This is a genomic window from Streptomyces sp. NPDC057010, assembly GCF_042673805.1.
Lineage (GTDB): Bacteria > Actinomycetota > Actinomycetes > Streptomycetales > Streptomycetaceae > Streptomyces.
In genome coordinates, this window is sequence record NZ_JBHUSC010000030.1 from 21,973 (window position 1) to 42,956 (window position 20,984).

14 protein-coding genes and 1 pseudogene are annotated in these 20,984 nt (G+C 70.1%); 6 read left to right on the forward strand and 9 right to left on the reverse strand.

The window, feature by feature from the left end:
• Window positions 1–163: 163 nt before the first annotated feature.
• Window positions 164–841, reverse strand: coding sequence for a histone-like nucleoid-structuring protein Lsr2 (locus ACFTXQ_RS23535; RefSeq protein WP_382643806.1), 678 nt, complete (start codon window positions 839–841; stop codon window positions 164–166).
• Complete coding sequence (locus tag ACFTXQ_RS23540; protein WP_382643808.1) at window positions 838–5,604, reverse strand: RHS repeat-associated core domain-containing protein; 4,767 nt, start codon at window positions 5,602–5,604, stop codon at window positions 838–840. Before ACFTXQ_RS23540 ends, ACFTXQ_RS23535 begins: the two co-directional genes overlap by 4 nt.
• Window positions 5,605–6,293: 689 nt before the next feature.
• Here ACFTXQ_RS23540 and ACFTXQ_RS23545 point away from each other — a divergent pair.
• The 3 genes and pseudogenes from ACFTXQ_RS23545 to ACFTXQ_RS23555 form a co-directional block, all read left to right on the forward strand.
• Window positions 6,294–6,479 (forward strand): annotated as a pseudogene (locus tag ACFTXQ_RS23545) (CorA family divalent cation transporter); the annotation flags it as partial.
• 102 nt (window positions 6,480–6,581) lie between these two features.
• Window positions 6,582–7,109, forward strand: a complete 528-nt coding sequence (locus ACFTXQ_RS23550; RefSeq protein WP_382643810.1) for an SMI1/KNR4 family protein — start codon at window positions 6,582–6,584, stop codon at window positions 7,107–7,109.
• Between the two features lie 69 nt (window positions 7,110–7,178).
• Window positions 7,179–7,763, forward strand: a complete 585-nt coding sequence (locus ACFTXQ_RS23555; RefSeq protein WP_382643812.1) for a hypothetical protein — start codon at window positions 7,179–7,181, stop codon at window positions 7,761–7,763.
• Between the two features lie 101 nt (window positions 7,764–7,864).
• On the opposite strand, the gene ACFTXQ_RS23560 is transcribed toward ACFTXQ_RS23555, so the two are convergent.
• The gene (locus tag ACFTXQ_RS23560; protein ID WP_382643814.1) at window positions 7,865–8,929 is read right to left on the reverse strand and encodes a tartrate dehydrogenase; all 1,065 of its coding nucleotides are present in this window, start codon (window positions 8,927–8,929) and stop codon (window positions 7,865–7,867) included.
• A 2-nt stretch (window positions 8,930–8,931) separates the two neighbouring features.
• Window positions 8,932–9,753: an MBL fold metallo-hydrolase gene (locus ACFTXQ_RS23565; RefSeq protein WP_382643816.1), complete on the reverse strand. Its 822-nt coding sequence runs from the start codon at window positions 9,751–9,753 to the stop codon at window positions 8,932–8,934.
• Window positions 9,754–9,889: 136 nt separating this feature from the next.
• On the opposite strand from ACFTXQ_RS23565, the gene ACFTXQ_RS23570 reads away from it, so the two are divergent.
• The 3 genes from ACFTXQ_RS23570 (at window position 9,890) to ACFTXQ_RS23580 (ending at window position 12,357) form a co-directional block, all read left to right on the forward strand.
• Window positions 9,890–11,389: a carboxylesterase/lipase family protein gene (locus tag ACFTXQ_RS23570; protein WP_382643817.1), complete on the forward strand. Its 1,500-nt coding sequence runs from the start codon at window positions 9,890–9,892 to the stop codon at window positions 11,387–11,389.
• Between the two features lie 72 nt (window positions 11,390–11,461).
• A complete protein-coding gene (locus ACFTXQ_RS23575) occupies window positions 11,462–11,779 on the forward strand; it encodes a transposase (RefSeq protein ID WP_382643820.1) in 318 nt (105 codons plus the stop codon).
• A 53-nt stretch (window positions 11,780–11,832) separates the two neighbouring features.
• Window positions 11,833–12,357: an AAA family ATPase gene (locus ACFTXQ_RS23580; protein WP_382643822.1), complete on the forward strand. Its 525-nt coding sequence runs from the start codon at window positions 11,833–11,835 to the stop codon at window positions 12,355–12,357.
• Window positions 12,358–12,431: 74 nt separating this feature from the next.
• On the opposite strand, the gene ACFTXQ_RS23585 is transcribed toward ACFTXQ_RS23580, so the two are convergent.
• From ACFTXQ_RS23585 to ACFTXQ_RS23605, 5 genes are all read right to left on the reverse strand, one after another.
• Window positions 12,432–14,504: a SpoIIE family protein phosphatase gene (locus ACFTXQ_RS23585; protein WP_382643823.1), complete on the reverse strand. Its 2,073-nt coding sequence runs from the start codon at window positions 14,502–14,504 to the stop codon at window positions 12,432–12,434.
• 82 nt (window positions 14,505–14,586) lie between these two features.
• Window positions 14,587–14,931: a hypothetical protein gene (locus ACFTXQ_RS23590; protein WP_382643825.1), complete on the reverse strand. Its 345-nt coding sequence runs from the start codon at window positions 14,929–14,931 to the stop codon at window positions 14,587–14,589.
• Window positions 14,932–14,974: 43 nt separating this feature from the next.
• Entirely contained in the window at window positions 14,975–17,872 is a 2,898-nt protein-coding gene (locus ACFTXQ_RS23595) for an NHLP bacteriocin export ABC transporter permease/ATPase subunit (protein ID WP_382643827.1), read from the reverse strand.
• A 1-nt stretch (window position 17,873) separates the two neighbouring features.
• On the reverse strand, window positions 17,874–20,132 hold the full coding sequence (locus ACFTXQ_RS23600; RefSeq protein WP_382643829.1) for an NHLP family bacteriocin export ABC transporter peptidase/permease/ATPase subunit: 2,259 nt from the start codon (window positions 20,130–20,132) through the stop codon (window positions 17,874–17,876).
• Window positions 20,129–20,935 (reverse strand): hypothetical protein, encoded by an 807-nt coding sequence (locus tag ACFTXQ_RS23605; protein WP_382643831.1) that lies wholly within the window; start codon window positions 20,933–20,935, stop codon window positions 20,129–20,131. Before ACFTXQ_RS23605 ends, ACFTXQ_RS23600 begins: the two co-directional genes overlap by 4 nt.
• Window positions 20,936–20,984 lie beyond the last annotated feature (49 nt).

The following is a 20,984-nucleotide window of genomic DNA, read 5'->3' on the forward strand; positions in this document are numbered from 1 at the left end:
TACCCGTGACTGCGGGCCCCGAGGAAGCAGTGGAACGCCTCGAACGGGGCTGGGCTGACAGTACGGCGTGAATGACGACTCCCGCGGCTCGGCCGGCTTTGCCGCACGCTCCCCTGCCCGCCGGTCATCCTCAGTTGCGGCTCGACGCCCGTACACGACGCGATCAGACCGGGTTGGCACGCTCCCAGGCCTCCAGGACATCGGCGGGGATGCGGCCGTGGGGACGTACGTGGTAGCCGTTCGCGCGTGCCCATTCTCGGATGGTGTCGGTGCTGACCGCGGGTCTGGCCGGAGGCTGGGGGTAGTCGATGGCGGGCGCCGTGGAGGGGGCGAAGGTGATGGGAGGGTCGAGGAGGTTCTTCGGGAACTGCGGGACGGACGTTTCCCCGCTCAGGACCGATGCAAGAAAGGCGGTGAGGGTGCCGTCGTAGGTGTACCAGAGGGGGCCGCGGGCTTCGTTGACAGCGATGCGCCAGCTGTCGGGGGCGTCTTGGGGATCAGTGATCCAGAACAGATACTCGCCGTTGGAGGTGACCCCGATGGCGAACAAGTGCTGAGGGTCGTAAGGGACGGGGTGGGTGCCCTCGTCGTAGTCACGCTGGAGATGCCCGCGGATTCGCGAGGGCATGGGTCCGGTGAGGTTGACCCAGGGGGTGTTCGCCCGTGGGTGGTAGATGTTGATGTAGTCGCTGTAGAGCCCTGGCCCGTAGGTGGCCGCGAGCTGCTTGTAGTCCTCGGGGAGGCCCACGCCGAGCTCCGCTTCCACGGCGCTCCAGTCGATCGGGAGCTGCGGTGCGGCCGGCGGCGGGCAGAGTCTGGTCAAAACAGTGAGGTCGGTCATTCGATTCCTTGCTGACGGCGGATCACCTGGGCGGCGTGGTCGGGATTGATGCGGCTCGTTCCCATGTGGAAGCCGTCCCTGCCGTTGGCCTCCAGCTGGATCCACTTCGGTACGGAGTCTGCTCTGTTGTCGGGGTAGTCAAGGTAGACGCTGTACTGGACAGTCTGCCCGGGGACGTTGTTGGACGAGTCACCGAGGACCGCGTTGTAGACCCTCTGTTCGTCGTCCCGCATGTCGGGGGAGTTCGTGGGGTCCTGGGTGATCGTGAAGAGATTGTCCAGGATGTCGCCGGAACCACCCAGCATCCGCGCGAGCATGTGGCCGCGGCCCTGGTTGTGGTCAGTGCCGTGGACGAAGCCGGGCGGCCGAAGAGAGTTCCGCGCGTGGGTACCCTCGTCGAGCATGTCCCGCGTGATCGTGGCGTGCATTTCGTAGACGCGACCGTGTTCGTCACGGACCCACACGACTCGCCCGCCCCACGTCGGATCTGCCTCGCAGCCGGCCAGACCCAGGGGATCCCACAGAGTGAAAGGGTTGGGAACGTAGCCGTAGTGGTTGGGTGACGGTGCGAGACCCAACGGGTCGGGGCTGATGTACCGGCCTGTGGTCGGGTCGTAGTACCGGTTGAAGTTGTAGTGGAGTCCTGTTTCAGGGTCGAGAATCTGGCCGGGATAGCGAAGAGGCGTGTAGGCACTGGCGTCACGGTTCCACTGGGTGGCGCCCCACACGGTACTGCGCGCACGCCAGGCAATCGAACCGTCGGGGGTGACCAGGGCGGCGGGGGTACCCGACAGGTCAGCGACGATCGCGAAGAACCGGCGATCGACTTCCTGCTGGTCACTGTCCTTCTTGATCTCCCGCTGCGCCAGAGGGAACAGGCCGGTGTAGTCCCACACCATGGTGGTGAAGCCATCGTCCAGCTCCGCGATCTGCGCGCCGTCCCAGGCATAGGTGCACCTCTCGGCGACAGCGCCGTCGTCGGTGAGGCGTTCCTTGGCGATCCGTCGGCCCATCGCGTCATACGTGTAGCGCCAGACGACTCCTTCCGGCGACGTGACGTGAGTGAGCCGGTCCTCAGCGTTCCACGTGAATTCTGTGGTGAGGACCTTGCCACTGAGGGTGGTGGTCGTGCGCTCGGCAAGCCGGCCCTGACCGTCGTAGGTGTACCGGGTGCGCCCGGAGCGGGTGAGGCGGGTGCCGGTGTAGGCGCGGCTGCCCGTGTCGTCCTGGCCGGGTGTCCCACTGGGTAGCTGGGCGTGCGTCTGGTCTCCGGCGGTGGTGTACGCGTACTGCTCACTCCATCCCCGGGCCTGAACCGCGGTAATGCGTGACGCGGAATCGAGGGTGTAGCTGCGGTGACCGAGGAGACTGTCATCGATGACAGTCGGCGAACCGTCGGCCTGGTAGGTGAAAGAGCGTTCCAGGAGTTCGGCGCCCAGCGCGGTCAGGAACTGGTGGCTGATACGCCCTACCGCGTCCCATTCCTGGTGCAGGGTGAGGGCTCCGTCGACGGTACGTGTCTTCTCACGCCCCATCGGGTCACGGTCGAACTGAAAGACGTGCTCACCCGTGGTGTACGAGGCCAGGCCGCTCTCGTCGAACGCGAGCCGGCTTACAGCGCCGGAGGGGGTGCGACGATAGGTACGCCTTCCCTCTGCGTCGTACTCGAAGGCCATGGTCCGTCCGTTGACGGTTTCGGCCAGCAGTCGCCCTGCGGCGTCGTGCTCCCACACGATGTCCGCGTGGGCGTTGGACACCCGGCATGCATGACCCTCGGGGCCGAAGGAGAAGACGGAGGCGGTGCCGTCGTCGTGGAGCAGGCGTACCACCCGGCCGAGGGCGTCACGCTCGAAGCTGAGGCTCTGACCGGCCGCGTTGGTTCGCCGGATCAGGCGGCCGACGGCATCGTGCTCGTACGTCAGCGTGCGGCCGTCGAAGTCCGTCTCCGCGACGAGACGCCCGGCTGCGTCGTACGTGTATGTCCACTGCCGGCCCGCAGGGTTGGTTACCTGCGTCAGCCGCAGCTCGGTGTCGCGGACGTACTGGTAGCTGTCTCCGTCCCCGCCGGTGGTTCCGGCGGTGCGGTCGAAGTGGGTGACCGTGTAGCTACGCGTGCGACCCATCCGGTCGGTGTGCGCGAGCAGGTTCCCTTCGCCGTCCCACTGCCACTCCTCCCTGCTGCCGTCCGGCAGCACACGCCAGGACAGATTCCCTTCGGTGGTCCATGCCTGGGTGAGGGTTCCACCGAGTGCGTCGGTCACACTCACGATGCGTCCGAAGGCGTCCCGGACGCAGAAGGCTGTCGATCCGTCCGGAGCCGTGATCTCCACGGGCAGTCCGGCGCGATCGTTGACGACCCGAGTAACCAGGCCGGCCGGGGACGTATACCGGGCCATCGCGCCGACGGCATCGAAAGAGCGTTCGGTTCGAGCGCCGGTGGCGCCTACGGCGCTGACGCTGCCGTCCTCGCCATACGCGTACTGGTACCGGATCCCGCCCCGCTCGATCACTTCTGTGGGGCGGCGCGCCAAGTCGTAGGCAGCGGTGGTGCGTTCCGAGTCCGGGGCGGTCATGGCGACGATGTCGCCGACCTCGTTGCGCTCCAGTCGGGTGGCGTGCCCGAGGGCGTCGGTGACGGCTACCATCCGGTCGAACGCATCGAACTCGTAGTGCCTGGTGTGGCCGAGCGGGTCGGTCTCCGCCACGACCTGGAGACGGTCGTTGATGTAGAACACCGTCGTACTGCCGGTGGAATCGGTGTACCGGGTGATGCGGTGGCCCGTCTCGGGGTGCACCTCGCCATAGGCGAACGTCGAGGACATGAACCCCTGCGGCCCGATGGTCCGGACGACCCGGCCCTCACCGTCGTACACATACTGGAACGTGGAACTGTTGCGGTCGGTCCAGGAAGTGACCCGGTCCCCATCGTCGTAGGTCAAGCGCAACGGCAATCCGGAGTCGTTGAAGATGGCGTCGAGGTTGCCCCGTTCGTCGAAGCCGTACCGGCGCACCTCGACGGGCCCCTCAGGCGTCCTCAGACTCAAGGAGCACACTCGGTGGTCCTCGGTGGTCACCTCGGCCGTATAGCCGCCGCTGTGCGAGACCGTCGTGGGTGCCCCATCGGGACGGCGGGAGATCGTGATGGTGTTGCCATGGCGGTCTTCGACCTCCGTCAGCCAGTAGGCGGTGGAGGCATGGTAAGGACTGCCGGCGAACGACTTCCGTAGACCGGTTCCGCGGTCGATAACCGTGTAGGTCGTCTCACCGCCGGCCTCCCCGTCGTGGGTGAGGGGCAGCTGTTCACCTTCCAGGGGGAGGACCGAATCGCCGCCGGGCCGCGGAAGGCGAGGGTAGACAAGCAGGGAGCCGTCCTCGCGTGCCCAGATGGCGCCGGCCCCGACTGGATCGGTTTCTATACGTTCGTCAAGCGTGGAGGCCCAGCTCCGCCCGAACCACTGACCGAAGCGGTAGCCCGACAGATGAGTACGACGCAGGATCAGTGGCAGAGCGCCCGGGAGCGCCAGATCGGTGTGCGGCAAGGTCATCTCACCAGTAGCGACATCGACCGGGTCGTTCTTGCATGTCTTCTTGGTCAGGGAGACCGCGTTGCGCCGTGGATCATCCTTCGCGTCGCGCAGCGAGTTCGGCTTGGTGCGGGAGGAGTCCTCAGATTTTCGGTAATCGACGGGTCGGTCCTTGCCAGGACTCTTGTCGCCTCCGCCGGAACCATTCTTCTTCAGCCGGTTGAAGCTGTCGTGGATGGCGTCGTCGTTCTTCTTGTGGTCGGTGGATATCTTCTTGACGGCCTTGGGGAGGGTGGTGCCGACGTGGTCGCCCATGGCCTTGGTGGCCTTGGTGAGGGCTGCCATTGCCTTGTCGGCGACGGGGTCGATGGCCTGGGCTATGGAGTCGCGGCCTCGGGTGCGGCCGTGGTGGGACTTGGCCTTGGTCAGGTGCGTGGTCGTCTTGCCGTGGATGTTGGTGCTGACGCTGTTGAGGTTGGTGCCGGCGCGGGCGTGTTCGGAGTGCTCGATGTGGAGGTCGGTCAGGCCGGTGCCGCCGCTCCCCCCGATTCCTGCACCGCCTGCGGAGGCGAGGTGGAGCGCTTCCTTGCCGGACTGGACGCCGTCGTTGAACCCGTCCTTGCCCGCCTGCTTGGCCTGGCCGAGGTCTACGCCGTCCTGGAAGCCGAGGGCCATCGAGCCGAGCTGGACGACGAGGTCGGCGGCCATGCCCTCCAGCGCGGCGACGGCGGGCTCGGTCATCGCGGACACGATGTAGCCGACGGCTTCCTCGACGCACTCCTTGATAAGGCGCTTGACGACCTCCTGCGTGGCGCGCATCGCGGCAGCACCGAAGAGAGCGGACAGGCCCGCGGTGACAGGGATCAGGGAGAGCGCGATGCCGGCCTCGGCCGCGAGGTACCCGAGCTGGACGAGAGCGGCGTACTTCATCGTCTCGACGGCGTCGGCTGCCATGTCCATCGCACCGGCGATGGTGCGCGCGGCGTCCGCGATGTCCCTGAAATGCTTGCTCTTGACCGTGTTCCAGTGCCGGTTCAGAGCCTCGATCGACTCGCCCTTGCTGGCGGAGAGGAGGCGTTCGACGTGGTTGTTGGCGAGTTGCCCGTCGTCGAGAAGGTCTTCGGCAAAGTCGCGGAGCGAATCGGCCATCTCCCGGTAGGCGTCCTCGTCCACATTCGGCCAGGCCACACCGATCAGGTCCAGCAACGTGTCCGCCCAGTCAGGCACCGTAACAGCCACGCGATGTCATCCCCATGCGTCAGAATCGATCAAATAGTCGAACAGCCCTACCATGCAACCGATCTGATAGGTAATCTGCACGCGCAAAACCGGTCACCCGCGGGAACGGAGCTCAGCTGCGCCCAATCGGCAAGTGACTCCTCTGATCAGAGGTCCACGCGACGTCCAACGCCGATCCGTAGTGAGTGAGAACGTGCACCGGGCGGGGTGTAGCCATGAAGCCTGCGTCGAGCCGCCCAGTAGCCGCCCGTCTGGGCCGCGCCGTACACCTCTTCGTCGGCAACATCGCTCCCCACCCCTGGACCTTCATGCCGCTCGGCCTCCTCTACCCCGAAAGATCCGTGGTCGTGGGGATAGCCAGGAGGGTCTGTTCGCCCTGTGAACGGAAACAGCCGCACCCAACCGCGAGCACCGCAGTGCAAACAGCGGCCACCTGCTCCTGACCCCCTGCCACTACGCCCAGTGACCCGTGATGGCACACGGATCACGGTCCCGACCAGCGGCAAACCTCCTTCATAGGCAGCCCCCGCCGGGGAGGATCTCGGGAGAACAAACCCCGTTGGGGAGCGGCTGGGGAGGATCGACCGCATCAACGGGAACCACGGCGAAAGGGCCTGAAATACGGATCGCCGCAGGCCAGAGCGCCTCTCCAGTCGGTTTCCGCAGGTCAGCGGGGTGAGGGTGACGACTTCAAGAAGATCTCCTCGTGGGCCGCCATCCTCTTCGCGCCCACCCTGGTCGGCACGATCTACGGCATGAACTTCGAAACGATGCCCGAACTGCACTGGGCGGCGGGCTACCCCTTCGCGATCCTGCTGATGGCGGTGGTCTGCACGAGCCTGTACGTCATCTTCAAGAAGCGCGACTGGCTGTAGCCGGCACATCAACGCCGTTGACAACTTAGCTCGCAGTCGCCCACTAGCCGCGGACCTTGACCGGAAACCACCGATGTCCGACCCCATGGCTAGCCTGTCCCCGTGACGCCCACCGGTGATCGACTTTTCCCCGCCGCACTCGCCGCCGCGATGACCGTTCTGTTCGACCACGCAGACGGGCACCGGGTCGACTTCGAGCCCTTCCCCGCCTTCCTGTCCGCTGACGAGACCGCCGACTGGTTCCAGGCATGGACCGGGAACAGCGACCTGGACGGTGGCGACTTCCGCGTGTTCGGGCAGGACGGCACCGGCGGGTACGCGGCTTTCTGGCTCATCCGCCCGAGCCTGCCGCTGGCCGAGCAGCCCATCGTTCTCCTCGGGTCCGAGGGCGAGACCGGTGTTGTCGCGCGCGACCTGGCCGATTTCCTGTGGCTGCTGGCCGACGGCTACGGCCCCTGGGAAGCCGCCACCTCGTACGAGCCGGACTGGATCGCCCGCCCCAATCCGGAACTGACGGCCATCGCGCAACGATTCGCACCGCACCAGCCTCGGTCAGCCGTTGCCGTGATCGAACTGGCAGCCCAGGAGTTCCCCGACTTCGACGACACGATCATGGAAGTCTGCCGCTGACCCCAGCCCCCGGGACCGCTCGAAGCACCACAGACCTGCCGCAGGCAACATTCGCAGTAGCCTCAGGCCATGAGTCGTGGTGAAAGCGGGGAAGCGCTGGTCTCAGAGGCTCGCGAGATGCTGGCCACCGGACAGGGCGAGGAGGAGGTCTTCGCCGAACTGGCCGCACGCACCGGTGAGTGGGACGCCTGCGCGTTGGCCCTGTGTCTGGCCCTGGGAGTGCCCCGGCCGGACGCCGAATTCCGGATCCGCGAGGCTCGGCCCCTCTTCGAGGAATTCGTGGTGGGCGAGGAGGACCTCGTCGCCTCGGTTCTAGCCTTTGGGCACGTGTTCGTCGTGGACCGGGTGCTGGACGCTCACGGCGAACGGATCCGCGATCTGTTGGGGACCGCCGCCGACACCCGCGGGGGCTTCCACGGCGGCCTTCTCGGGTGGTTTCGTAGCGGGGAACTCACAAAGATCTTCCTGTTCTTCGCGAAAACGCGGTTCCGGGACGGGCGAGGCTCACCTCCCGAGTTCTGGGCGGCCATGGTTATGGCCGGGGAACTCCTGGCGACCGCGGGCGGCCCGGACCAGGCAGAGGTGACGGCTGGGCTGGAACACTGCCGGGCGCAGGCGACCGCCGTCGGTACGGACTCTCAGATGCTGCCGTAAGAGGAAACGAGGCCCTCAGGTACGTACTCGGGCACTGTGCCGAGCAGGTGCGTCGATGGCCGCGCGGCCCATACCGGGGCAGGGTCTACGGGGGACTGGCTCTAGGGGTGGCCGAGGTGTCGCAGGATCGCGGAGGTGAATTCGGTGGTGGTGGCCGAACCGCCGAGGTCGCGCGTGCGCAGCGAGGTGGTGGACAGGACGCGGGCGATGGCGTTCGTGATGTCCGCGGCGGCCGCCGGGTGGTTGAGGTGGTCGAGCATCATGGCGGCGGACCAGATCGCGCCGATGGGGTTGGCGATGCCCTGACCGGCGATGTCGGGGGCCGACCCGTGGACGGGCTCGAACATGGAGGGGTATTCGCCCCGCGGGTTGAGGTTGGCTGACGGGGCGATGCCGATGCCGCCGGCCACGGCCGCCGCCAGGTCGCTGAGGATGTCCCCGAAGAGGTTGGAGGCGACGACGACGTCGAAGCGGGCGGGGGTGAGGACGAACTTGGCGGCCAGCGCGTCGATGTGTTCCTGGTTCCAGTCGACCGCGGGGTGCCCGGCGGACCGTTCGGCCACCAGCTCGTCCCAGAACGGCATGGTGTGCACGATGCCGTTGGACTTGGTCGCCGACGTGAGGCGGCCGCCGCGCCGTTCGGCGAGGCCGAAGGCGAAGTCGAGGACCCTGGTCACTCCGGCACGCGTGAACACGGCTTGCTGTACGGCCATTTCATCGGGAAATCCGCGGTTCATCCGGCCGCCGATCTCGCTGTACTCGCCTTCGGTGTTCTCCCGGACGACCACGAAGTCCACGGTGCCGGGCGCGGCCGCGCGCACCGGGCTGGGCAGGCCCTCGAACACGCGGATCGGGCGCAGGTTGACGTACTGGCGGAAGGCGCGGCGGATCGGGATGAGCAGTCCCCACAGGGAGACGTGGTCCGGCACACCCGGGTAGCCGACCGCGCCGAGGAGGATCGCGTCGTGACGGCGGAGCTGCTCCAGCCCGTCCTCGGGCATCATCGAGCCGAGGCGCAGGTGGCGTTCGCAGGACCAGTCGAACTCCTCGTAGGCGAACGTGATGCCGTGGCGCCGCCCGACGGCGTCGAGGACCTCGCGTGCCGCCGGGAGGACTTCGGTGCCGATGCCGTCGCCGGGGATGAGGGCGATGCTGTGGTTCGTCATGGTCAGCGCCGGCCTTCCGCGACGAACCGCACGGTCCCGTCACCTCCGCGCTGCAGGACGCCTGCCGTGGGGGCGGGGAAGTGGGTGCCGATGACGAGCGTTCCCGTGTCGGCGTACCGCTCGACGAATGCCCGACGGGTGGCGGCGGCCGTCGCCGCATCGTGGTCGGACAGGCTGGGTACGTCGGGTTCGATGAACTGGACCGGGTGGTGCACGAGGTCACCGGTGATCACCGCGCGCTCCTCCCCGGATTCGACCACGACGGCGACCTGCCCCGGGGTGTGGCCGGGAGCGGCTTCCAGGCGCACGCCGTCACACACCCGGTGGTCGGTTCCGACAAAGTCGACGAGACCTTCGTCGATCAGCGGCTGCATCGTGTCGTGGAGGCCGGCGTCCGCCTCGTCCGCCCAGTGGTCCCATTCGACGCGTGTGACGAGGTGACGTGCGCGGGGGAACGTCGGCACCCACTTCCCTTCCACCAGGCGCGTGTTCCACCCGATGTGGTCGAAGTGGAGGTGGGTGCACACCACGGTGTCGATCGACTCCGGCGGATAGCCGAGGGCGGCGAGGTCGTCGAGCCACGCCGAGTCCAGCATGCGCAGGAACGGCACCGCGGGCCGGTCGTTGCCCACGCACGTGTCCACGAGGATCCTGCGCGTGCCGGTGTCCACGAGCAGCCCGTGCACCGAGATCACGAAGGTGCCGTCCGCCCTGCTGAAGTCGGGTGCCGGCCACGGGTACCTCTTCAGGAGCGCGGTGTCGTCCGTCCGCAGGGCCCCTGTGAGGGGAGCGGGCACTTCCGCCTCCAGCACCTTGTGAATCACGGTTGTACCGATCCGCCACGTCGTCATCCGAGCCTCCACTTCAACAAGAGATCGAATAATATTGACGGTCGATAGAAGTACGCAATAGCGTGAGGGTGTCAGAACCCTCGATCACCGTGGTGGAAGGAAGCACCGGATGGGTCTCGCCCAGGACCGCGACGCTCCCGTCGTGAACACCCGCTCAGGTCCGATCCGCGGCGTCGTCGAAGGCGGCCTCGCCGTGTTCAAGGGCGTGCCCTACGCCGCGCCGCCCGTCGGAGCCCTCCGGTGGCGCCCCGCGCAGCCGCATCCCGGCTGGAGCCGGACCCTCGACGCGACCGCGCACGGCCCCAGCGCACCCCAGGGCGTCCGTGTGGGCGACCCCGTACTCGGCGGCCACGGATTCCCGCCCTTCGACGAGGACTGCCTGACCCTCAACGTGTGGACGCCCGGCACCGACGACGCCCGCCGCCCCGTCCTGGTCTGGATCCACGGCGGCGCCTTCATCTCCGGCTCCGGCGCGATGCCCAACTACTCGGGCGAGACCTTCGCCCGCAACGGCGACCTGGTGGTGGTGAACCTCAACTACCGGCTCGGGCCACTCGGCCTCCTCTCCGTCGCCCCGGACGACGGCACCGGGCAGGGGAACGTCTGGCTCACCGACCAACTCGCCGCGCTGCGCTGGGTTCAGGACAACATCGCCGCCTTCGGCGGGGACCCCGGCAACGTCACCGTCGCCGGCCAGTCCGCCGGCGCCCTTTCCACAGCGGCACTCGCGGGCCATGCGGGTGACGGCCGCCCGTTCCGCCGGGCCATCCTCCAGAGCGTCCCGCTCGCCATCCCCCTGGCCACGCCCGCCGAATCCCTCGCCCGCACCGCCGCCTGTCTGGAGATCGTCGGCGCGAAGGACCTGGACGAGCTGCGTACGGTGCCCTGGCCGCGCCTGGTCGAGGCCACCGCCGCACTCCTCGTGGACACCATGGAGTGGGGACACTGGACCGCACCGTTCATGCCGGTGCTCGACAGCGCCACGGCGCCGCTGCAACCGGCCGAGAACCTGCTCGACGGTCCGGGCGCCGATGTCGACGTCCTCATCGGCTGGACCAGGGAGGAGGCCGCCTTCAGCTTCGCGCTGGCCGAGACGTACGCGTCGACGACCAGGGAACAGGTGCTCCGCCGAGCCCAGGACACCTTCGGCGACGGCGCGGCCGAGGCCTACGCGGCGTACGAGGCCTCCCGCCCGGGCGCACGGCCGGTCGACGTCCTCATCGACCTGAACACCGACGAGCTGTTCAGGAAGCCGACCCTGGCGTTCGCGGAAGCGCGGGCGGCACGGGGCCGCCCGGTCTGGGCGTACGAGTTCGATTTCCCCACACCCGCGCACGGCGGCCGCCTGGGCGCCCCGCACTGCCTTGAACTGCCCTTCGTGTTCGACAACTTCGACAGCTGGTCGCACGCGCCGTTCCTGGCGGGAATGGACACCAGGATCAGGGACGGCCTGGCCAGGACCATGCACCGGGCATGGATCTCGTTCATCCGCACCGGCGACCCCAACCACCCGGCCATGCCCCGCTGGGACCGGTACGACCGGCAGTCCCGCACCACCATGCGCTTCGACGCCGTCACCACGGCCGTTTCGCATCCCGGGCCGCGCTGACCCGCAACAGCGCTAGGTCTTGTCCGGCGGATCATGTGACGGTCGCCTCGCGTCGGAACCATTCTTCGGTTCGTGGGGCGGGGTGATCTGACGAATGACGAGTGGGCGCGACTTGCGCCCCATCTGCCGAAGACCGGCGGCCGGGGCGGTCGTTGGAACGACCACCGAACAGTGAGCAAGGACCAGCGGGCCAACCGCAGGCGCCGAGGAAGCCGAGGAGGCCGGCCAGCGGGCTTCGACAAGGAGAGGTACAAGCGCCGCAACGAGGTCGAGCGCACGATCAACCGGCTCAAGCACTTCCGCGCCGTGGCTACGCGCTACGACAAGCGCGCCTACGTCTTCCACCGCACTGTCACCGTGGCTTCCATCCGCCTGTGGCTCCGCTCGTGATCGGCCAGATAAAACGGTGGCCGCCTGATTGGCTTCCCTGCCACGATCGGGGTGTGACCACGTTGTTCCTGATGGTCGGCCTGCCAGGGGCCGGAAAGACCACGCGGGCTCGGCAGCTCGCCGCGGAGCACGGCGCGCTGCGTCTGACGCCCGACGACTGGATGATTCCCCTGTTTGGCGAGGCGGAGGCCGACGGGAAGCGCGACGTGCTGGAGGGGCGCATGCTCTGGCTCGCCCTGGAGGCCGTCAGACTGGGCACCAACGTCGTCGTGGACTACGGCTGCTGGTCACGAGACGAACGCTCTGCGATCCGCTGGCTGGTGGAGGCCGAGGAGGCATGCTTCCGCATGATCTACCTGCCGGTGGACGAGGAGACCCAACGCGCCCGTATCGCCCACCGCTGGGCGACCACCCCCGAAGAGACACTGCCGATGTCCGAGGCCGACATCATGCACGGGCGCGCGTATTTCGAGGAGCCCGACGCGGCGGAGCTGGAGAGCCGCAGGGTCGCCGGCCCGCCGCCCAGGTGGGTCGACTGGCGGGAGTGGGCCGCCGACCGGTGGCCCTCGTTCGCGTGACTGCTGCGGCCCACGACGACTCAGCCGTACCAGGCGTGCCCTGCACCAGCCCGAAATGATCCGCCGGACAGGCCCTAGACGAGGGGTCCGTCCACGGCCTGCTCCGTCCAGATGGTCTTGCCCCTGCTGGTGAACCGGCTGCCCCAGCGGTCGGTGAGCTGGGCGACGAGGAAGAGGCCGCGCCCGCCCTCGTCCGTGTCCCGTGCGCGCCGCAGGCGCGGCTGGGTACTGCTGGAGTCGGACACCTCGCAGACCAGGACCCGGTCCCGGATGAGCCGCAGACCGACCGGGCCTCCGGCATAGCGGATCGCGTTCGTGACGAGTTCGCTGACGATGAGTTCCGTCACGAAGCTGAGGTCGTCCAGCTTCCAGGCGGACAACTGCCCCACCACGAGCTCGCGGGCGTGCGCGACGAGGGACAGGTCCGCTTCGAGTTCCCATTCGGCGACGTGATCGGGCGAGAGGACGTGGGTGCGGGCGAGCAGCAGGGCGACGTCATCGGCGGGCTCGTGGGGCAGGACGCTGTCGAGAACGCTCTGGCTGATCTCGCCCAGGGCCCGGCTCGGGTCGCCGCCGGCGCCGGCGAGCGAGTTCCGCAGTCTCTCCATCCCCTCGTCGATGTCGCCGCCGCGGCTCCCGACGAGTCCGTCCGTGAAGAACGAAAGCATGCTGCCGGGCTGGACGCCGAACTCCGTCACCTCGAAGGGCATTCCCCCGACTCCCAGCGGCGGCCCCGGCACCATGCCGACGAAGGCCGGCTCCCCGCCGGGCGGCAGCAGGGCCGGCGGCGGATGTCCGGCGGTGGCAGCGGCGCACACCCGCGTCACCGGGTCGTAGACGGTGTACAGGCACGTCGCTCCGAGCACCGCCGTCTCCGAGCGGGATTCGCCCGTCGTCTGCTCGCCGGAGAGACCGAGCACGAGGTCGTCCAGGTGCGTGAGGAGCTCACCCGGATCCAGATCGAGGTCCGCCAGGGTCCGCACCGCGGTCCGCAGCCGCGCCATGGCCGCGGTGGCGTCGAGTCCATGGCCGACGACGTCCCCGACGACGAACGCCACGCGCAGCGACGGCAGGGGGATGACGTCGAACCAGTCCCCGCCGACTCCCAGGCCGCCGCCCACCGGCCGGTAGACCCCCACCGCCTCGGCGGCGGCGAAGTCCAGGGCCGAGCGCGGCAGCAGGCTGCGCTGCAGGGCCACCGCCGACCGGTGCTCCTTGGAGTAGCGGCGCGCGTTGTCCACGCCGAGAGCGACCCTGGAGACCACGTCCTGCAGGAGGGCCACGTCCTCCTCGCCGAAGGGGGAGGGCAGCCGGCCGCGCCAGACCGTGACGCAGCCGAGGATGAGACCTCGCGCGTACAGCGGCACCGCCACCGAGGAGTGCACCCCGTCGGGGACGAACATCCGCAGGGTCGCGGGATCGGCGCCGAGTCGCTCGCGCAGAACGGCGACATCGGACACCGGCACGGCCTGCCCCTTCATGAGGGGACGCATCAGCGCGCTGTCCGATACGGGAGGAAGCGCCTCCCCCACCGCCAGGAGGTCCTCCGCGGATATCTCCGGTCCCTGTGCGGCGGCGATCCGGCGCAGGCGGACGTCACCGGTGGCGTCGAGGTGCGGCGGCTCGTCGCCCACCAGCACCGACTCCGCGAGGTCCACGGTCGCCAGGTCGGCGAATTCGGGGACGAGCAGGTTCACGAGGGTCTCGGCCGTCTCCGTCACGTCCAGGGAGGCGCCGATGCTCACCGCGGCGGCGTGGGACAGCCCCGTGCGGCGTCGCTCCGCATCGCGGGCGGCTGCCGTCGCCGTGGCTTCGTCCGGGGTGACCAGTACCAGCCACCTCGCGCCGGAAGCGGAGGCGCCGGCCGCCCGCGCCCCGAGCCGGACCACAGTGAACGCCAGGCCGGCCGTCACACCCGAGCGGCCTCCGGGCGCTGCCACAGGGCGCCGCCCCGGATCGGGTTCCGCCCCGCTGTCCGGAAGCAACGCCAGCAAAGGAGCACAGACCTGCCCCGGCGAGCACTCCAGCAGCGTCGCGGCCGTCCCCGAACAGGCGACGACCACGCCCTCGTCGTTCAGCACGACCGCTGCCATGTCGCTGACGGACGCCAAGGCCGGGCTCAGGCCGCCATGCTCCGGTTCGCGCATGTCGCCTCCACACAGCGTGACCTTCAGTATCGCCCCGCAGGGATCACCCGGCGACCGGGCCGCGCCCGCCGACCGCCCGGGGTCAGAGGTTGCCGCTGTAGCCGGGGTCCGGGTCCTGGCGGGGGGTCCACCATTCGGTGAGGCCCCAGACGCCCAGGGTGAGCGCGAGCAGGGCCGCCAGGATCCCCGCCCAGGGGCGGCGGGTCCAGCGCGTGGTCAGCCGCCAGGTGAGGAAGGGGAGCAGGGCGCCGCCGAGGACGATGAGCGGGAGGTCCACGAAGACCACGCTCAGGTCGCGGGCGTGGCCCTCGAATCCGCCGTCGATGCTGAACGCGGCGCGCGGTGCCCACACGAGCGCCGCGATGGTCGCGCCGAGGGCGGCGAGGAGGCGGCCGGGCCGCCGGGTCTGCAGGGTTCTGCCGGTCATGACCTGGAGGGACGCCGCCGCGTGACGCGTGGTTCCCCGTAGGTCAGCGGAGTTGGCGGCGGACCAGGTCGTGGAAGAGGCCCGCCGGGTCGGCCAGGAGGTCGGCGGGCGGGCCCTGCTGGACGACGCGGCCGTCGGACATGACGATCACCCGGTCCGCGTCCATGATCGTGGAGAGGCGGTGGGCTATCACCACGCGGGTGGAGCGCAGGGCGCGGGTGGATTCGATGACCGCGCGCTGGGTTTCGTTGTCCAGCGCGCTGGTGGCCTCGTCGAAGAAGAGGATGCGCGGTTTGCGGATGAGGGCCTGGGCGATCATCAGGCGCTGGCGCTGACCGCCCGAGACGGTGCCGCCGCCGTCGGACAGCATCGTGTGCATGCCCATCGGCATGGCCTTGATGTCCTCGGCGAGGCCCGCCATCGCGGCGGCTTCCCATGCCTCTTCGAGGGAGAACGTCCCGGCGCCGCAGATGCAGTCGAGGATCGAGCCGGTGAAGGGCTGGGCGTTCTGGAGGACGACGCCGCACTGGCGGCGCACGGCCGCCTGGTCGAGTGCCGCCAGGTCCTGGCCGTCGTAGAGCACGCTGCCGGAGCCGGGCTTGTCGAAGCCGATGAGCAGCCGGAGCAGGGTGGACTTGCCGCAGCCGCTCGGGCCGACGATGGCCACGAACTCGCCCGGACGCACCGTGAAGCTGATGTCCTCCAGGATCAGGGGGGCGTCCTCCGTGTAGCGGTAGGACAGGGACTTGGCCTCGATGGCGCCCGTCAGGCGGGCCGGCCGGGTGCTGGAGCGGCCCGCCTCGGGGGTCTCCTGCAGGAGCGGCTTGATCTGTTCGAACATCGGCAGGACGGACGCGGCCGAGATGAGAGCGCCCGTGAGCTGCGTGACGGAGGACAGGAGCATCGTCAGCGCGGTGCTGAAGGTGAGGAACTCGGTGGCGGACATGGCGCCGCGGGCCGGGCCGGCCAGCAGCATGAACATCACCAGCGTGCACAGCGGCAGGTAGACCGCGCCCAGCACGGTGATGGTGTTCTGGATCCGGCCGATGCGCTGTTGCAGGTCGCGGGTCCGGGCGAACTCCCGCGCCCACGCCGCGTACGCGAAGCTCTCGGCCGCGGCGACGCGCAGTTTGGGCAGGCCGCGCAGGGTCTGGAAGGCCTGGTTGTTGAGCCGGTTGCCGAGTTCGATCAGGCGGCGCTGGTAGCGCAGCTGCCACAGCCCCAGGCCCAGGAAGACCGCCGCGACGACGACCAGCATGGCGAGCGCGGCCATCGCCAGCGGCACGCTGTAGACGAGCAGCAGGACGAGGTTCATCGTGCCGACCGTGCCGGCCTGTACGCAGACCGGGCCGATGCCGGACAGCACGCGGCGGATGGTGCTGATGCCCATCGCCGCGCCGGCCAGTTCGCCGGTGGAGCGGCCGGTGAAGAACGTGGTCGGCAGCCGCAGCAGCCGGTCCCAGACCGCGGGCTGCAAGGTGGCCTCGATACGGCCCTCCATGCGCAGGAGTGAGGTGTTCTGCAACAGCATGAAGGCGGCCGAGACGACGCCGGTCGCGATCAGCGCGAACCCGGTCTGCACGATGAGGCCGCTCTCGGCCTGCGGGACGTACCGGCCGAGGACCTGGCCGGTGGCGATGGGCACCAGCGCCCCCAGGACCACTGCGGCCAGCCCGCCCAGGAGGATGCTGCGCAGCTCGGGGAGGGTGCCGCGGACGCTGAAGCGCAGCAGCGCGGGCAGGCCCACCCGGCCGTCGGGCAGCGGCCGGTAGAGCATGACGGCGTGCGGGGCGATGGCCGTCTCGTTGGCCTTGCCCAGGCGTTCGCGCGTGCCGGTGGCGGGGTCGACCGCCGTGTAGCGGCCGCGCCGCCACAGCAGGGCGACGGGTGCGCCGTCCTGTTCGCGCCGGCCCACCAGCGGGCCGCTGTTCTCCCGCCACCAGCGTCCGGCGAGCCGGACCGGGCGGGTGCGGATGCGGGAGGCGAGCGCGATGCGTTCGACGGGATCGGTCTGGTCCGCCTGCCCGGACGCGCCGTCGGCCGGGCCGTCGGGTTCGGTGAGGGCGATACGGGCCTCGGCGGCGACCAGGCGGCAGGCGGCGAAGGTCGCGTCGGCGCTCGCGCCCCGGTGGGGGTCCCGGCCGGAGCGGTCGATGGATGCCAGCAAGGTCCGGTCGGCCTGGGTGCGGGCGGCCCGGCCGGCCTCGATGCCGGCCGCCGTGCGGTCCTCGTGGGCGCGTTCGAGCCGTTCGATCCACCGGTCCAGGGCGTACAGCAGCCGGTACTGCTGGTCGACCATGCCCTGCCACATCGCGGGGTCGACGAGGAGGGTGCCGACCGCCTCCGCCTCGTACACGGCGCCGTACTGCACGCTGCCGGGGGCGAGCTGCATCCACAGGATGTCCTCGTCGGCCCCGCCGTGCGCGGTGCCGGCGCTGCCGTCGAGCGGTGCCTGGTAGAGCACGCGCAGGCCGCGGCCGATGCCGCGCGCGAAGGCGTCCTCGAGCGGGCTCGGCTGTGCTCCGGCGGGGGCGCCGTACTGCCCTTGACCGGCGTACCAATGTCCGCCGGGGAACTGGTCTGCGTAGAACTGGTCGCCGTACTCCTGGCGGTAGAGCTCCCGCAGTTCGATGCGCCGCAGCAGGCACCCCTGCAGGGGCCGGCCCACCAGGGTGTGGTGCGGTCCCTCGGGCGGGCCCAGCAGCAGCGTGCCCGGCTCCAGCCGGCCCAGGAAGTGCCAGTGCCCGGCCTGCGCGGCGTCGACGGCGAAGAGGTCCAGCTCCCCGTGTACGACGAGCCACAGCACGAGCGGGCCCCCCAGGGACAGGCTGCGCAGGCCCGTGCAGTCGACCGGCGAGCCGAGGCCGCCGAGGGCCGCGACGACCGGGTCGGGGACCGTACCGGCCGCTGCCGTGACCGTGTCGTGGTGCGCGTACGTCACCTCAGTGCTCCTTGACCAGTTCGGCGTACGGGCCCTGCGCGGCGACCAGGTGCTCGTGCCGGCCGCGTTCCACGACCGTCCCCCGGTCGAGTACGACGATCTCGTCGCTGTCGCGCACCGTGCTCAGCCGGTGGGCGATGACCACGCAGGCGCAGCCGCGGCGGCGCAGGTTGTCGATGATGACCTGCTCGGTCACGGCGTCCAGGGCGCTGGTCACCTCGTCGAGGACCATGACGCTGGGCCGGCGCACCAGCGCCCGGGCGATCTCCAGGCGCTGGCGCTGACCGCCGGAGAAGTTGCGGCCGTCCTGCTCGACGCGGCTGTGGATGCCGCCGGGGCGGCGGGCGACCACGTCGAGGACGGCGGCGTCCCTGAGGGCCGCGGTGACCGCCTCGTCCGTGAGGGAGGGGTCCCACAGGGTGACGTTGTCGCGGACGGTGCCCTCAAAGAGGAAGACGTCCTGGTCGACGAAGGAGACCGAGGCGGCGAGCGCGCCGCGCGGGATGTCCTCCAGCCGCATCCCGTCGATCCGGATGGTCCCCTCCCAGGGGGCGTAGAGGCCGGAGATCAGCCGGGAGACGGTGGACTTGCCGCTGCCGGAGCCGCCGACGAGCGCGACCTGCTGCCCGGGCCCGACCGTGAGGGAGAAGTCCTTGAGCAGCGGGGCGTCCAGCGGGCTGTAGCCGAAGGTGACGTTCTCCAGCTCCACGTGGCCCTTGAGGCGGCGGGTGCCTGCGGCGGGCTCGCGCCGCGCGTGGACGGGGTCGACGGGGAAGTTCTCGACGTCCTTGAGGCGGGCGACGTCGGCGGCGAAGTCCTGGATGCGGCCGGCGACTCCGCCGAGCCGGGAGATCGGGGCGGTGAAGCTGGTCACCAGGGCCTGGAAGGCGACGAGCAGGCCGACGGTGAGGTGCCCCTCCACCGCCCGCAGGCCGCCGATCATCAGGATCAGCGCGCTGTTGAGCGCGGCGAGGGTGGGCGCGACGATGGCCAGCCACGCGCTGGGCACGCCGAGCCGCTGCTGCACGTCGAGGGTGACGGCGTGCTGTCCGGCCCAGCGGCGGAAGAAGCCGTTCTCGCCGCCGGTCGCCTTCATCGTCTCGATGAGCTGGAGGCCGCTGTACGAGGTGTTGGTCAGGCGGGCGCTCTCGGCGCGCAGCTTCTGCGTGCCGGTGGCCCGTACGCGGATCACGATCCGCAGGGCCACCACGTTGAGCAGCGCGATCAGCACGCCGACCAGGGTGAGCTGCGGATCGTACGTCCACAGCAGCACGGCGTAGAGCACGACCACCACGGCGTCCACGCCCGCGGCGGCCAGGTCCCGGGCGAGGGTCTCGGCGACGGCGTCGTTGGACTGGAGGCGCTGGACCAGGTCGGCGGGGTTGCGCTGGGAGTAGAAGGCGACGGGGAGCCTGAGCAGGTGGCGCAGGAAGCGGGCGCTGCCCAGGGTGGAGGAGATGACGCGCCCGCGCAGCAGGTTGGCCTGTTGGAGGGCGGTGAGCGTCGCGGTGAGGACGAGCGCGACGGCCATCGCCGCGAACAGCACGCCGAGCAGGGAGGTCTGCTCCCCGATGAGGAACATGTCGATGTAGGTGCGGCTCAGGGCCGGGACGGTCGCGCCGACGGCGACCAGCAGGAGGCTGGAGAGGACGGCGGCGGCCATGGTGCCCGACGTGCCGCGCAGGCGGGCCGGCATGGCGCCCAGGACGCCCGGCTTGCGGCCGCCGCGGCGGAAGCCGTCGGCGGGTTCGAAGGTGAGCACGACTCCCGTGAAGCTGGAGTCGAACTCGTCCATGGGGACGAACCGGCGGCCCTTGCCCGGGTCGTTGACGTAGACACCCTTGCGGCCGAGGCGGCGGCCCGTGCCGTCGTAGACGACGTAGTGGTTGAACTCCCAGAAGAGGATGGCCGGGGCGCGCACTTCGGCGAGTGCGGCGAGGTCCATCTGCATGCCCTTGGCCGCGAGTCCGTAACTGCGGGCGGCCTTGAGGAGGTTGCTGGCGCGGGAGCCGTCGCGGGAGACGCCGCAGGCGATGCGGAGTTCTTCGAGGGGGACCCAGCGGCCGTAGTGCCCGAGCACCATGGCCAGGGCGGCGGCGCCGCACTCCACCGCCTCCATCTGGAGCACGGTGGGGGTGCGTACGGGGCGGGGCGTACGCCCCCTGGGGGCCGGGGCGGGCCTGCGGCGGGTGCCGCCCTTGGGCTCGGGGCGGCGCCGGCGTCCGGCGGGCGGGAGCCGGTGGGCCTGCGGGGCGCTCACGGCAGCAGCCAGTCGACGGGGCGGCGGGCGGCGAGGTGGACGGCGCCGGTGACCGGGGTCGCCGAGTCGACGGCGTACGGGGGCCCGTCCGCGGACGTCCACCGGTAGCCGGACCTGGTGGCGGTGGTGCGCTCCAGCTGGACGAGCACGGCGACCGGGTTGCCGTGGCGGGCGAACTCCCGGGCGAGCGCGCCGTCTCCGAGGAAGCCGCTGATCTGCGCCTGCGTCTGGGGCGCCCGGCCGACGGCCTTGACGCGGCCGCGCAGCATGCCGAACTGCTGCTGGGGGGCGGACTGGACGCTGAGGTCGACGGTGGCGCCCACGGGGACCGCCGGGCCGCTGCCGGCCGGTACGTACAGCACGGCCACGAGCGGGTCCTGCGGGTCCTTCACGCGCTCGACCGTCGCGACGTCCGCGCCGGTCGTGACGACCGAACCCACCTTGGAGACCAGGGTGGTCAGCCGGCCGCCGGTCACCAGGCGCACGGGGCGGTCCCCCTGTTCCGTACGGACAGTGAGCAGGGGCGCGCCGGGGGCCAGGAGTTGGCCCTCCTCGGCGAGGACGGCGGTCACCTGTCCCGCGACCGGGCTCTGGAGCACGTAACTGCCTTCGGCGTGGGTGAGGATGCCGGGCGCGGTCAGTTTGGAGGAGACGGTGCCGGTGAAGGCCCAGAAGGCCGCGGCGGCCATGACGACGACGGTGACGGTCAGGACGAGCCGCCCCTGCGGGCGCGCGAAACGCACGGGCAGGTCGAGTTCTTCGGGCGATTGCAGCTTGGAAAGAGCCTTTTGGCGGAACTGCACGGACTATTCCTTCAACTGCATTCGTACCGGCGGGACGCGGGGGCAGCCC

Coding starts and splice junctions, on each gene's coding strand:
- ACFTXQ_RS23560 (WP_382643814.1), bottom strand. CDS start 8,929: ATGACGAACCACAGCATCGCCCTCATCCCCGGCGACGGCATCGGCACC.
- ACFTXQ_RS23535 (WP_382643806.1), bottom strand. CDS start 841: ATGACCGACCTCACTGTTTTGACCAGACTCTGCCCGCCGCCGGCCGCA.
- ACFTXQ_RS23570 (WP_382643817.1), top strand. CDS start 9,890: ATGGGTCTCGCCCAGGACCGCGACGCTCCCGTCGTGAACACCCGCTCA.
- ACFTXQ_RS23590 (WP_382643825.1), bottom strand. CDS start 14,931: ATGACCGGCAGAACCCTGCAGACCCGGCGGCCCGGCCGCCTCCTCGCC.
- ACFTXQ_RS23555 (WP_382643812.1), top strand. CDS start 7,179: ATGAGTCGTGGTGAAAGCGGGGAAGCGCTGGTCTCAGAGGCTCGCGAG.
- ACFTXQ_RS23585 (WP_382643823.1), bottom strand. CDS start 14,504: ATGCGCGAACCGGAGCATGGCGGCCTGAGCCCGGCCTTGGCGTCCGTC.